Origin of the sequence: Elizabethkingia bruuniana, assembly GCF_002024805.1 — a bacterium.
Classification (GTDB): Bacteria; Bacteroidota; Bacteroidia; order Flavobacteriales; family Weeksellaceae; genus Elizabethkingia; species Elizabethkingia bruuniana.
On the sequence record NZ_CP014337.1, the window covers coordinates 3,753,368 to 3,767,235 of the forward strand.

Below are 13,868 nucleotides of genomic sequence, written 5' to 3' on the forward strand. Positions count from 1 at the left end.
AATGATAAAAACAGCACAAATATTAAGCTTCTTAGTATTGTTAGGAATGTTTTCTTCAACACATGCTCAGATTAAAAGCAACCTTTCTTCTGGTGGAAATACAGAAACGAAGGAGGAAAGAATGAACGATTACCATCAGGCAAGAGTTGATATCCTTGTTAAAAATCTTGGACTGAATGAAAATCAGGAAAAAGCTTTCAGAGAGGTTTACAATAATTATGAGGTAAGCCAGATGTTTGTAATGAAGGAGTTCAAGGAAAAATATAACAAGCCGGAACTTTCTGAAGAAGAAACAAAAGAAAAAATTTATACAGGGTTTGATGTTTCACAGAAACTATTAAACAACAAAAGAACATATGCTGATCGGTTTTTGAAAGTTCTGACTCCTAAACAACTTGAAAAAATGTTTGAAATGGAGAAAAGAATGGGGCGGAGGATAATGGATAAAAAACATCAGGAAGAAGAGAAAAAGTAAATATACTAAGTCAATGAGGAATGACTCTAACATATCCTCCTTAAAAATTGGATAAACGCTTGTAAAATAGCATTTTTCATTAATAGTAGTTTTAGTGTTAGACCCTGCTTAGGCAGGGTTTTTTATTTTTAGGTTTTTGGTTCAAAATCAATATCTTTGCAGATACTAATAGATTCGATGAAGAATATAAGAAATTTTTGCATTATCGCCCATATCGACCACGGTAAAAGTACTTTGGCTGATAGGCTTTTAGAATATACAAATACTGTATCACAAAGAGAATTGCAGTCGCAGACTCTTGATGATATGGACCTGGAAAAAGAGCGTGGAATTACCATTAAAAGCCACGCAATTCAAATGGACTATGAGTATAAAGGGGAAAAGTTTATCCTTAACCTTATTGATACCCCGGGACACGTGGATTTTTCATATGAAGTTTCCCGTTCAATCGCTGCATGTGAAGGAGCTTTGCTTATTGTAGATGCTGCACAGAGTATTCAGGCTCAGACTATTTCCAACCTTTACCTGGCATTGGAGAATGATCTTACCATTATTCCTATTCTTAATAAAATAGACCTTCCTTCTGCAAACCCTGAAGAAGTAACAGATGAGATTATGAATCTTATCGGTTGTGAATATGAAGACGTACTTCGTGTTTCAGGTAAAACAGGAGAAGGAGTTCATAACCTGTTAGAGCAAATTGTTGAAAGAATTCCTGCACCTGTAGGAGACCCTGAAGCACCACTTCAGGCATTGATCTTTGACTCGGTATACAACCCATTCAGAGGTATTGAAGCTTACTTTAAAGTTGTAAACGGAAGTATTTCTAAAAATGAAAAAATTAAATTCTTTGCTACTGGTAAAGAATATGGTGCAGATGAAGTAGGAACCTTGAAACTAAAGCAGGTACCAAAGAAAACCATTCAGTGTGGTGATGTTGGTTATCTGGTTTCCGGTATTAAAGATGCAAGAGAGGTAAAAGTAGGGGATACCATTACTTCTTTTGACAGACCTGCATCAGGACCAATTGAAGGTTTTGAGGAAGTAAAACCGATGGTATTTGCCGGTATTTACCCGATTGACTCTGAGGATTTTGAAGAACTTAGATTTTCACTTGAAAAACTAAGGCTTAATGATGCTTCTCTGGTTTTTGAACCAGAAAGTTCAGCAGCATTAGGCTTCGGTTTCCGATGCGGATTCCTTGGAATGCTGCACATGGAAATTGTTCAGGAGCGTCTGGATAGAGAGTTTAATATGAACGTTATTACTACGGTTCCGAACGTGTCTTACTTTGGGTATTCTAAAAAGGAACCTGAAGTTCCGATTCTGATTAATAACCCTTCAGAAATGATGGATCCATCAATTATGGACAGAGTAGAAGAGCCTTATATTAAAGCATCTATCATTACTAAATCGGATTTTGTAGGTTCGGTAATGACTTTATGTATTGAGAAAAGAGGTGAAATCGTTAACCAGAGTTATTTGACTTCAGAGCGAGTTGAGCTAATCTTCAATATGCCATTGGCAGAAGTTGTATTTGACTTCTACGACCGTCTTAAATCAATTTCTAAAGGTTATGCTTCATTCGATTACCATCCAATTGGATTCAGAGCTTCTAAGCTTGTAAAAATGGATATTCTGATTAATGGTGATATGGTGGATGCCTTGTCTTCATTAATTCACGATAGTAACGCATACCACATCGGTAAGAAAATGTGTGAGAAGCTGCGTGAACTAATCCCGAGACAACAGTTTGATATTGCAGTTCAGGCAGCATTAGGAACTAAAGTTATCGCAAGAGAGACTATTAAAGCCCTTAGAAAAGATGTAACAGCAAAATGTTATGGTGGTGACATCTCCAGAAAACGTAAGCTTTTGGAGAAACAGAAAGAGGGTAAAAAGAAAATGAAACAGATTGGTAGAGTAGAAGTGCCACAATCAGCGTTCATGGCAGTATTAAAGCTTAATGACTAAATATAAAAAAGACCGGAACTGTTTCCGGTCTTTTTATTTATTGTTATTTCTTGCGTACAAACTTAATCTCCATTGTTTTCATTTCCTTACCAGTTTTAGAGCCTGGTCCGAACATTTCCAGAGTATGTGTATTGTCATCATTAAAAGTGTAGACTTCTCTTATTCCGCATTCTTTATTAGCCTGTGTAGGGTCAGTCATTTTCCCTTTAAATTCTATAGACTTTTTTGAAGGATTCCATTCTCCTTCAGCCGTCATCATTCCCGTTCCCATATTGTCAATCCAGGTACTTACAAATTTTTTCTTGGCATTATCGTATCCCATAATACTCATTCCTTCAAAAGGCATTCCCATGAAATTTCCTTTGTAATTACTTAGTTGGTAGCGTCCGCCAAAAATCATTTTATTAGTACAATCCGAAGTACTTTTAGCAGGCTGGCCGCCTTCTTCCATCCATGTAGTTGTTTCACCAGTCCAGTTTCCGTCATATTTTGCAAGTACTTTGTGCAGTTTGCCGGGAGTAGCATATTCCATCCATGCTTTATTTGCTGTAGCAGAATCTACAGGTTTCCAGTCAGAGCTTGCTGTAGAGGGGTCTGTTTTCTCACTTTCTTTCTCGCTGGTATTTTTCATTTTATCACAGGCAACAAATAGCATTGCTGTCCCAAAAATCAATAATAATTTTTTCATAATTGTTTAATTTTAAAAGGTTTATATTTCAATATTAAAATTATGAATTTTTATTATTAAGTTGTTTATTTATTTAATTTATATAATTTTTGAGTCTGTTTTTTATTAAATAATTACAATTGTTTTTCAAAACATATGCTATTCTCAACGTCTATGTATTGGCCGTAATTAGGTATTTTATAGTATTTGTTTTTCTGATAAAGAGCAATTGCTTCATGTTGCTTTATACCTGTCTCCAATACACATTTTTTATATCCGTTTTCTTTAGCCCAAATCTCCAGTTCATATAGTATTCTGGAGGCCAAGCCAGATTTCCGCTTTTCAGGATTAGTATACATCCTTTTTATTTCCACACTGTCTTCCGAAAAGGATTTGAAGGCTCCACATGCTACGGCATGCTTATCCATATAGATTACAACACAATTTTTTAGTAAATCTATTTTGTTGAACTGGTGGTAAAAAGCATGATCATCACCATCGCGAATGGCCAAATCAGCATCTAATGACCTGACAAGGTTTTGAAAATCCTTATCAGTTGAGTCAACTCTTTTTATAATCATGGTTTCGTTTATAATCAAATAAAATTATGAAATTTTATGACAGATAGAAATCAATTTAAATCTTATTTTTGTGTATTGGTAACGCAAATTGTATTATGCAGAATATTAAAGTAGCAGTAGACGCAGTTGTTTTTGGATATTTTGATAAAGAAGACCTACAGATTCTTCTTATTAAAAGAAAAATTGATCCTTTTAAAGGAGGGTGGGCTTTGCCGGGAGGATTGGTTCTTGATGATGAAGATTTGGATACTGCTGTAAAGAGAGAATTGTATGAAGAAGCCGGAATAAAACCTGATTTTCTGGAACAATTGTACAGCTTTGGGCATGTAGGAAGGGACCCGAGAAACAGGGTTGTTTCAATTGCCTATCTCGGACTTGTAAATCCTTCGTATCATGAACTTTTTGCAGATTCTGATGCAGAGGATGCACAATGGTTTAGCATTAATAAATTGCCAAATCTGGCATTTGATCATAAGAGTATAGTAGATACAGCTTTAAAAAGACTGCGTACCAAAATACAGTATCAACCCATTGGTTTTAATCTTCTGGCAGAAGAATTCCCTTTCTCGGACCTGGAAAACCTCTATAAAACGATTATTGGGCAGGAGATTGACCGGAGGAACTTTCGGAAAAAAATGATGAGCTATGGGTTGCTTAATGAAACCCAAAACTTTAAAAAAGAGGGAAGTGGAAGACCAGGTAAACTATTTACATTCAATCAAGAGAAATATAAAGAACTTGAAGAAGATGGATTCTATTTTGAAATAAAGCTCCTATAATTTTCACTTCTGTAAATCAATAAGTTAAATAAATTAGCGTGAAATAGACGCAAATATACTTTGTTGGTAATTTAATATCTTTTTATATTTGTGTAATAATAACGCAATTAGAAATTGTTTTTATATCGTAGAGATATAATTGTATCTTCTTTAATTAGCGTAAAAATGACACAAATATTAATTATAAAACTCAAGGCTATGTTTGGTTTCAGACACATTAAATTCGACTCAATGACTTACGTGCTTCATTTTAGAAATGGAAAAATCGTAAAAGAAGGAAGAGGTTTATCGTTCTTCTATTTTGCTCCAAACAGCTCTATCGCTGCAATTCCTATGGGGAGTAACGATCTTCCGTTTATCTTTAGTGAGAATACAATGGATTACCAGAGTGTAAAAATTCAGGGACAGATAAGCTACAAAATTACAGATCCAAAAGTGCTTTCTAATACACTTGATTTTACTGTAGACGAATCTGGAGTATACAAGAAAAATGATATAGAAAAGCTGAATCAACGAATCATTAACCTGGCACAGACTTCTACATCATCCTTTATTCATCATCTTAGCTTGAAAGAAGCAATCCGTTCTGCACAGAATATCGAAGGGAATATATTGGAAGGGTTAAAAGTGTCTGAAACTATTCAGGCTATGGGTATTGAAATTATTGGTGTAAATATTCTGGCGGTACAGACAACTCCTGAAATGGCAAGGGCTTTGGAAACGGAAACAAGAGAAAAACTACAGCAACAGGCAGATGAAGCGATTTATGAAAGAAGGAACTTTGCAGTAGAACAAGAACGGAAAATTAAAGAGTCTGAACTGAATACTGAAATTGCTATAGAAGAAAAACAGAAGCAAATAGATGAGAAAAGGATGGAGGCAGATGTTCAGAGAGAAGAGAATAATAAAATTCTTAGAGAAATGAAAATCTCTGCTGATATTGCAGTCGAAAATCAGAGAAAGCAACTTATAGATCAGAAAACGGAAAATGACAGAAAAGAGGCAGAAACACAAGGATATATACTGGAAACATCTCTGAATGCATATAAAGATATCGACTGGAAAATTCTTACAGCTTTAAATGGAGGTCACGATGCCAGAACCAATATTGCATTGGCCTTCAGAGAGCTTGCGGAGAATGCCGGTAAAATAGGTAATCTTAATATTAGCCCAGATTTGCTAGAGAACTTACTCACTGAAAATTAAAAGAAAATGAAAGCTGAATATGCAATCATCATCAAGAATAAAACACGATTGGAGCTATTAATCGAGAGGTTTAATACAAAAGCGCAAGCTCAGTTTTATATTGAAAGTTCCGGCGGGAATTTCCAGGAATATGTGGAGGAGCATGAAATGTTTTATCAGTCTTTTCTGAAAGTACAGACAAGTCTTTCCAAGGTCATTAAAAATAAGATTGTGGAAAGAGAATTCATTTCTTCTTATATTTTTTCTGAAAAAAATATAATCGTGGTAGTTGGTCAAGACGGTCTGGTGGCAAATGTGGCTAAATATTCTAAACATATACCTATTGTAGCGGTAAATCCCGATAAAGAAAGATATGATGGTGTATTGCTTCCTTTTGATGTAAATGATTTTCTATATGGCGTACAAGCTGTTTTGAATAGGGATTTTAAAACCAAAAGAATGAGATTTGCTGAAGCTGTTCTTAATGATGGTCAGCGATTATTGGCGGTAAATGATTTATTTATCGGGATTTCTTCTCACAGTTCAGCCAGATATAAAATTACACTGAACGGAAAAGAGGAAACACACTCATCTAGTGGAATCATTGTTTCTACTAAAACGGGTAGCACAGGCTGGCTAAGTTCTATTTTTAATATGGCTTACGGGCTTCTGGGTTCTAAAAAACTAAAATATCCTAAACTGAATGAGGATGAGTTGTATTTTGCGGTAAGAGAACCTTTCAAAAGTATGAGAACACAAACAGATATTTGTGGTGGAGCTATTAAAAAAGGAAATAAGCTAATTGTAGAATCTCTAATGCCAAATAATGGCTTTATATTTAGTGATGGAATAGAACAGGATTTCTTACAGTTTAACAGCGGAACAACGGCCGAAATCAGATTATCAGATGAAGAAGCTGTTCTAGTATTAAATTAAAAGTGATGAAAACACAAAAACTTTATAGACCTGTAGGAGAAAAAGAAATGAGTCTGATTATTGAAAGTGGATACAGAAATTTCCTCCAAGATTGGAATGGCAGCCTATTTTCTATCCTGTATTAGATGAAAATTACGCGGCAGAAATTGCTGAAAAATGGAATACAAGAGATGAGTTTGGTAACTATCTGGGGATTGTTACTTGTTTTGATGTCTCAAAAGATATTATAGATAAGTATCCTGTACAAAATGTAGGTGCACGGAATCATAATGAGATATGGGTTCCGGCTGAAGAACTGGAGAAATTTAATCAGTCAATAATAGGCCCTATTAAGGTGTTGAAAATATTTATTGGCGATCAGTTTCTAGAATCTAAGGATCAGGAAATAAAAAACTTAATAAATAGAAAGCAGAACAGATGAAAACGATTAATTATTTAAAAGGAGATGCTACCAAACCTGAGATAGTTGGAAATAAAATAATAGCGCATATCTGTAACGACATTGGAGGGTGGGGAAAAGGTTTTGTTGTTGCTGTTTCCAAAAGATGGAAAGAACCCGAGCTATCTTACAGAGAATGGTATAAATCAGGGGAAAATTTTAATCTTGGAGAGATCCGGCTTGTACAGGTAACATCCGATATATGGATGGCCAATATGATAGGACAGCATAAGATTAATCAAAACCCCAATGGAATTCCACCTATAAGATATGAAGCTGTAGAAATATGCCTGAAAAAACTTGCTGAAGAAGCGCTGAGTTTAAATGCAGTTGTATGTATGCCACGGATAGGATGTGGCCTGGCTGGTGGAAAGTGGGAAATAATTGAGCAGATAATTATCAGAACATTAATACATAGAAAAGTTGACGTATATGTATATGATTTTGAATGAAATTAAAAAACATAAATAAAAAAATGTTAAAACTATTTGAATCTATATAATGAAAACAACGATTGAAATTATAAAAGGAGATATCACAAAAATTCAGGCAGATGTAATAGTTAATGCTGCTAATTCTTCATTATTAGGAGGAGGTGGAGTTGATGGAGCTATCCATCGTGCAGGAGGAAAACAAATCCTTGATGAATGTATTCAGATCAGAAATAAACAAGGAAAATGTAATACAGGTGAAGCCGTTGTTACAACGGCTGGTAATCTTCCTGCACAGTATGTAATTCATACCGTAGGGCCCGTATGGAATGGTGATAGAGAAAGATGTGAAAAGTTATTGGGTAACTGTTATAAAAATGCATTAAAACAAGCGGAAATACTAGGAGCTAAGACAATTGCTTTTCCTAATATTAGTACAGGAATATATAGGTTTCCAAAAAATCTGGCAGCGGAAATAGCAGTTAAAATAGCTCAAAATCTGGAATCTAATACAATAGGGAAAGTTATTTTTGTTTGCTTTGATGAAGAAAACGAGAGGATATACAAACAACTTTTAAAGGATAATTGATGAGAAATACTATAAAATCTGGGATCTTTGGAGTATGTATAGGTGATGCACTAGGGGTTCCGGTTGAGTTTAAGGAAAGATCTTATCTGAAAGAACAACCAGTGACAGGATATTTAGAATATATGTCGTGGAATCAACCAAAAGGTACATGGAGTGATGATAGTTCTTTAACTTTGTGTCTAGCAGAGATACTTGTAAAAGGTTATAATCTTGAAAAGTTAGGTGAAAGTTTTGTAAAATGGTATAAATATGGACACTGGACTGCACATGGAAAATTATTTGATATAGGTGGAACAACAAAGCATGCCATTGCAAGGCTTATAAAAGGAGAAAGTGCGGCATTTTCAGGTAATCTTTTTGAAGAAGATAACGGAAATGGGTCTTTGATGAGAATTTTACCTTTGGCTTTTTATCTAGAAAAAGAAAAAAATATAGAGAATATTTATCAGATTGTAAAAGAAGTATCTTCAATTACACATGGGCACTTCAGATCAGTACTTGCTTGCTTTATTTATATAATATTTGCTATTCAGCTTATAAAGGGAAATGATAAGAAGGATGCCTATAAGTATATGCAAAAGACAGTCTTAGAGTATTCAGAAGAAAAAGAATTTAATCCAAAAGAAATGGTACTTTTTCAAAAATTGCTGAGAGAAGATATCTTAATGTACTCTGAAAATGATATTAAAAGTAGTGGTTATGTTCTTGATACACTGGAAGCATCATTCTGGTGCTTTATGAGTAAAAAAACTTATAAAGAATGTGTTCTGGAGGCCGTGAACCTTGGAAAAGATACCGATACAACAGCAGCAATTACTGGTGGATTAGCCGGCATATATTATGGTTTTGAAGATATTCCAGAAGAATGGGTATTGGATTTAGTGAGAAAAGATGATATACTACATTTATGTAAAAGACTCGAAAATAAACTAATATAAGCAATGAATGAAGTTGAAATAAAGAGGATAAGCAAATTTTTAAGTCTTATTCTCCGGCATCAGCCACAATCGATTAATTTAAAATTGGATGAAAACGGCTGGGCAGATGTAAATGAATTAATTATAAAGTCCGCTAAAAGCAGAATTCGTTTTACGATAGAAGAGCTAAATGAAGTTGTTGAAAAGAACAATAAAAAACGTTTTGCTTTCAATGAAGACAAAACGAAGATAAGAGCCAGTCAGGGGCATTCGATTGCTATCGATCTTGCCCTGAGACCACAACAGCCACCCGAATTTTTATATCATGGTACAGCCCGAGCAAATATTTCTTCAATTCTTGAAACCGGAATAGAGAAAAGAAGCAGGCAGCATGTACATTTAAGTAGTGACAAAGAAACCGCTGTAAAAGTTGGATCCCGCCATGGTGAGCCCATTGTTTTAACCATCAGAACGGGGAAGATGTATGAAGAGGGAATTCTTTTTTATCAATCTGAAAACGGAGTATGGTTAACAGATCATATAAACACAAAATACATTTCGAAATAAATGAGCAGGACATTAGTTGTAGGAGATATTCATGGTGGGCTTAAGGCTCTGGAACAGGTATTGGAGCGTGCAAAGGTTACAGATAAAGATAAGCTGATTTTTCTTGGAGATTATGTGGATGGATGGAGCGAATCCTCGCAGGTAATCAATGCTCTTATAGAACTTTCACAAAAACAGGAATGTATATTTATTAAAGGTAATCATGATCTTTATTGTGAAGAGTGGTTGGCTTTTGGTCACAAACCTGAAATGTGGCTGCTAAACGGAGGTGTAGCAACTATGGAAAGTTATGCTGATTATTCTGACGAAGAAATTGATAAGCATCTGGAATTTTTTGGTCAGATGCATAATTATTATACCGATGAACAGAACCGGCTTTTTATACATGCCGGTTACTCTTCTATGCATGGACCCGAGAAAGAAATGCATTCCAGTAACTACAGGTGGGACAGAACACTTTGGGAAACAGCTGTAGCTTTGGATACAAGAATTGAGAAAGACTCTTTACAATACCCAAAACGATTACTTTTATTCAATGAAATTTTTATAGGTCATACACCCACACTCCATTTAGGAGTATCATACCCCCTGAATAAGGCTAATGTTTGGAATATAGATACCGGAGCAGCTTTTACCGGAGTTGTATCTATTATGGATATCGATACCAAAGAGTTTTGGCAAAGTGAACCACTTCCGGGTCTGTATCCGGATGAAAAGGGAAGAAATCCCTGATCTGTAAATAAATAATGAAGACAATGTTGTAAATTTAAGTTTTGAAAAATAATAAACTCATGAAGCTTAAATTTCTTTTATTGTCTTGTTTTTCAGGGCTGGTATTTGGACAGAATACATTTCAGACACCTTACGAAAAAGGAAACAGTAATCAGTCCGTTACTTATGACGAGATGAATACTTTCTACAAAGATTTGTCTAAAAATTTCAAAAATATTCAATACCTGCAAAAGGGAGAAGACGATAACGGAAAGCCAATTTATGTGGTTATTTTCAATCCGTTTAAAGAGAAAATAGAAAAGCTGGGTAAAGACAAAACTATCCTGATGATTAATAATGGGATTCATCCCGGAGAACCCGATGGTATAGATGCTACCATGATGCTGATGCGAGATCTGGCAACACAGAAGGTAAAGGCTCCTAAAAATATTGTTATAGCAGCTATTGCAGCTTATAATGTTAGCGGAATGCTGAACAGAGGTTCATATTCCAGGGCAAATCAGAACGGGCCTGAAGAATATGGATTCCGTGGCAATGCCAGAAACTACGACCTGAACAGGGATTTTATAAAAGCTGATACTAAAAATGCCCGAAGCTTCCAACAGATATACCAATGGCTAAATCCCGATGTATTTATTGATAATCACGTGAGCAATGGAGCCGATTATCAGTATACTTTCACTTATATTTCCACACATAAAGAAAGGCTTGGAAAATTACTTGGTGATTACTTTTTCAATGAATTTCAGGCTTACAACCTAAAGCAAATGCAGGCATTGGGATACGAAAGCACTCCTTATGTTAATATTCATGGAGATGTTCCGGAAATTGGCTTTGCTTCTTTCGAAGATTCGCCACGTTATGCAACGGGCTATACCAGCTTATTCAACTCTATTGGGACGGTTGTGGAAACCCATATGTTAAAGCCTTATGATAAAAGAGTAGATGCTACCTACAAATATATGCTGGTAAATCTTGAAAATATTGATAATAATTATAAGAAAATAAAAGAGCTTCGTAAAGAAAATCTTAAACAATATACAGCCGGGAAACAATATCCTATTCGTTGGAAAGTAGATTCTACGAAGTATTCAACAATGGATTTTAAAGGTTTTGAGGCAGGGTATAAACCAAGTGGAATTTCCGGACAGAAAAGATTATACTATGACCGTAATAAGCCTTTTACAAAAAAGATAAAACTCTTCAATACCTATGCTCCAACAGGATTTGTAAGCATCCCGAGGTATTATGTAATTCCACAATCGGAATACCGTGTAATAGAAGAGTTGAAAAGAAATCATATTCATATGAATGTACTGAAGCGGGATAGTGTAGCTACTGTAGAGGCATATAAAATCAATGATTTTAAAACAGTGAAAAACCCTTACGAAGGCCATTATACACACTATGAAACAGTTGTAGGGAAATCTAATAAACAAATTAAATTTCTGGCAGGAGATTATGTGGTACCAACACAGCAGTCAGGTGTGAAATATATATTAGAAACATTAGAGCCTGAAGCATTAGATTCTTTCTTTAACTGGAATTTCTTTGATGCCATGCTGGGACAAAAAGAATACTATTCTGCTTATATATTTGAAGATACGGCAGCAGAGCTTATGAAGAATGATTTGGCATTAAGAACAGCATTCGAAGCTAAAAAGAAAATAGATAAGGACTTTGCGAAAGATGGCAAAGCACAACTTGACTGGGTGTATGAAAACTCTCCTTATTATGAGAAAAAAACTCACAGACAGTATCCAATTTACAGGATACTATAAGTTTTATTTTATAAAAATAGCTTCATGTTGCTTTTTGAAAATTTCAGAATCAACAGAAGCATCAAATTCATCAGAAATTGCGTATCCAAACCGGATGCGCATTTTTGTTTTAAAGTTGCCGTGAAGGTATGGAATACTCATAACCATATAAGTTTCTCGTTCTAACAAAAAACCAGGACCCTGATCTCCACAAAAGCAACAAGATTCTGTAGAATCTGAATTATAAATAACCTGCCATTTTTTATTATGATTTAAAACCTCATAAGCTATAGACATTGAGAAGCCACTCAATCTTAAGTCTCTTGTAGATATATTTTTGATGATAACAGGAAATGAATAATATGCTTTTATGATGTTTTTATCTAGAAGGATTGTATAAAGAGGGATGGTATCTTTATAGTTAGCATTAAGGGAAAAATTTTTATTATTTAAAGAATCATATTTAGTATTCTTATAGTCTGAATCAAAATTTAGATAACCTTTGAAATATTTGCTAATTAAAGAGTCTCTTTGAATACTTTGGAGGGTTGGCTTATAATCATGTTCTTCTTTTGGAGGAGCTGGTGGCGGTGCCATTCCGCTGAAATAGTATTTTACCGGAATTTTTGATGGTTTAACACCAATATAGAGTATTTTTCCCCCTATTTCTCCATAGCCTTCATCAAATGCCTGAAACGTCATCATAATACTTTTATCATATTGAAAAGTAATCCCGTCAGAAATTTTTTCTTCCTTTTTACATTGAAGAAACAAAACTGAGAGTAAAAGAATTTGGAAAACTTTCATATATATAAAGCTAAATAAAAAATCCCAGCATTGCTGAGATTTTTATTTTATTTCGGAAGGTCTCTTTTCAGTGCGATATTCGCTCTTTCAAAAGCCTTTTTTTCTTTCCAATCCATGTAACGTTTTTTATAACGCGATTTCATGAAGTTGTCAAACTTGCGTTGAACGGTAAGGTTCCAAAGAGAATGAGCTTTTACACCCCAGCTCTTATCCCATGCACGAAGTGAAATAGAAAATGAACCATCCAGATACTTCATCCAGTGCCACCATCCGGTTGGCATAAACAAAGTATCTCCATGTTCCAGATAACATTCAATTCCTTCTACACCGTCCAATGCCGGAAATTTGCTGAAGTCAGGATTCTCAATATCATAATCCTCCAGTGCATATGTTGCATATGGAATCTGATACAAACGCTCTTTCCATTTGTAGTCGAAAAGCAGAATATGTTTTCGTCCGTTAAAGTGTGTATGGAAGATATGAGCCATATCGATATCAAAATGTAGGAAGGTTACAGAACCTTTACCTCCGAAGAACATGTTTGGATATTTATCCAAGAATCCTCCCATTAAATCTTTTGGAGAGATATAATCATCCAGTAATTTCGGAGCGAATTTTATCGGATCAAAAAGGAAAATTCTGAGGTCAGTAGGTTCCTTCTGAATAAGGTCAATATAATCGCCAAATTTCATTTCTGCAGCTGATGAATTAATAGGTGCAGAAGGATCAGCTTTTGAGCTGTCATATAAAGGAACGGTTACATCGCCAACCACCTCTTTCATATATTCCATGGTCCACTTCTGATAAGCAGGCCATTTTTTAGCCATATTTTTTATTACCACTGGCTTACGTGGCTTTAGATATTTTTCGCGGAAATCTTCCTGTGAAATGTCGTCTACAACATCAATCGGTTTAAGAATAAGTCCCATTTCATTTTATTTATGATGCAAAAATATTAAATTTTCTTAACACAAACGGGAAGAAAACGGTATTGTTTAGAACGATTATAAACAAAATCCAATGAAAAAA

16 protein-coding genes are annotated in these 13,868 nt (G+C 34.8%); 12 read left to right on the forward strand and 4 right to left on the reverse strand.

The genetic code is table 11. The features are described 5' to 3' along the window. The first annotated feature begins 1 nt into the window (after position 1). Entirely contained in the window at positions 2 to 475 is a 474-nt protein-coding gene (locus AYC65_RS17590; protein WP_223200193.1) for a hypothetical protein, read from the forward strand. 177 nt (positions 476 to 652) lie between these two features. Next, positions 653 to 2,449: a translation elongation factor 4 gene (gene lepA, locus AYC65_RS17595; protein WP_034871934.1), complete on the forward strand. Its 1,797-nt coding sequence runs from the start codon at positions 653 to 655 to the stop codon at positions 2,447 to 2,449. A 43-nt stretch (positions 2,450 to 2,492) separates the two neighbouring features. On the opposite strand, the gene AYC65_RS17600 is transcribed toward lepA, so the two are convergent. Both AYC65_RS17600 and AYC65_RS17605 read right to left on the reverse strand, forming a co-directional pair. Further along, positions 2,493 to 3,137, reverse strand: coding sequence for a DUF1579 domain-containing protein (locus tag AYC65_RS17600; protein WP_034871933.1), 645 nt, complete (start codon positions 3,135 to 3,137; stop codon positions 2,493 to 2,495). Between the two features lie 113 nt (positions 3,138 to 3,250). Further along, positions 3,251 to 3,697 carry a GNAT family N-acetyltransferase gene (locus AYC65_RS17605; protein ID WP_034871931.1) on the reverse strand — a complete coding sequence of 149 codons (447 nt, stop codon included), beginning with the start codon at positions 3,695 to 3,697 and terminating at the stop codon, positions 3,251 to 3,253. A gap of 95 nt (positions 3,698 to 3,792) precedes the next feature. Between AYC65_RS17605 and AYC65_RS17610 the strand changes: the two genes are divergently transcribed. The 10 genes from AYC65_RS17610 (at position 3,793) to AYC65_RS17655 (ending at position 12,053) form a co-directional block, all read left to right on the forward strand. Continuing rightward, a complete protein-coding gene (locus AYC65_RS17610; protein WP_034871929.1) occupies positions 3,793 to 4,476 on the forward strand; it encodes an NUDIX hydrolase in 684 nt (227 codons plus the stop codon). A gap of 165 nt (positions 4,477 to 4,641) precedes the next feature. After that, positions 4,642 to 5,682: an SPFH domain-containing protein gene (locus AYC65_RS17615; protein ID WP_234300381.1), complete on the forward strand. Its 1,041-nt coding sequence runs from the start codon at positions 4,642 to 4,644 to the stop codon at positions 5,680 to 5,682. 6 nt (positions 5,683 to 5,688) lie between these two features. Further along, the gene (locus tag AYC65_RS17620; RefSeq protein WP_034871928.1) at positions 5,689 to 6,597 is read left to right on the forward strand and encodes an NAD(+)/NADH kinase; all 909 of its coding nucleotides are present in this window, start codon (positions 5,689 to 5,691) and stop codon (positions 6,595 to 6,597) included. A 91-nt stretch (positions 6,598 to 6,688) separates the two neighbouring features. Continuing rightward, entirely contained in the window at positions 6,689 to 7,018 is a 330-nt protein-coding gene (locus AYC65_RS17625; RefSeq protein ID WP_234300383.1) for an ADP-ribosylation/crystallin J1, read from the forward strand. After that, positions 7,015 to 7,488 (forward strand): macro domain-containing protein, encoded by a 474-nt coding sequence (locus AYC65_RS17630; RefSeq protein WP_034871926.1) that lies wholly within the window; start codon positions 7,015 to 7,017, stop codon positions 7,486 to 7,488. The genes AYC65_RS17625 and AYC65_RS17630 overlap by 4 nt, the downstream gene beginning before the upstream one ends. A gap of 49 nt (positions 7,489 to 7,537) precedes the next feature. Further along, the gene (locus tag AYC65_RS17635; RefSeq protein WP_034871924.1) at positions 7,538 to 8,056 is read left to right on the forward strand and encodes an O-acetyl-ADP-ribose deacetylase; all 519 of its coding nucleotides are present in this window, start codon (positions 7,538 to 7,540) and stop codon (positions 8,054 to 8,056) included. After that, positions 8,056 to 8,994 carry an ADP-ribosylglycohydrolase family protein gene (locus AYC65_RS17640; RefSeq protein WP_034871923.1) on the forward strand — a complete coding sequence of 313 codons (939 nt, stop codon included), beginning with the start codon at positions 8,056 to 8,058 and terminating at the stop codon, positions 8,992 to 8,994. Before AYC65_RS17635 ends, AYC65_RS17640 begins: the two co-directional genes overlap by 1 nt. 3 nt (positions 8,995 to 8,997) lie before the next feature. Further along, entirely contained in the window at positions 8,998 to 9,540 is a 543-nt protein-coding gene (locus AYC65_RS17645) for an RNA 2'-phosphotransferase (RefSeq protein ID WP_034871922.1), read from the forward strand. Further along, a complete protein-coding gene (locus AYC65_RS17650; protein WP_034871920.1) occupies positions 9,541 to 10,272 on the forward strand; it encodes a metallophosphoesterase in 732 nt (243 codons plus the stop codon). It begins immediately after the preceding gene. Between the two features lie 59 nt (positions 10,273 to 10,331). Further along, positions 10,332 to 12,053, forward strand: a complete 1,722-nt coding sequence (locus AYC65_RS17655; protein WP_034871919.1) for a M14 family metallopeptidase — start codon at positions 10,332 to 10,334, stop codon at positions 12,051 to 12,053. Positions 12,054 to 12,056: 3 nt separating this feature from the next. On the opposite strand, the gene AYC65_RS17660 is transcribed toward AYC65_RS17655, so the two are convergent. Both AYC65_RS17660 and AYC65_RS17665 read right to left on the reverse strand, forming a co-directional pair. Beyond that, positions 12,057 to 12,839 carry a hypothetical protein gene (locus AYC65_RS17660; protein ID WP_034871918.1) on the reverse strand — a complete coding sequence of 261 codons (783 nt, stop codon included), beginning with the start codon at positions 12,837 to 12,839 and terminating at the stop codon, positions 12,057 to 12,059. 47 nt (positions 12,840 to 12,886) lie between these two features. Further along, a complete protein-coding gene (locus AYC65_RS17665; protein WP_034871916.1) occupies positions 12,887 to 13,768 on the reverse strand; it encodes a cupin-like domain-containing protein in 882 nt (293 codons plus the stop codon). Positions 13,769 to 13,868: the final 100 nt, after the last annotated feature.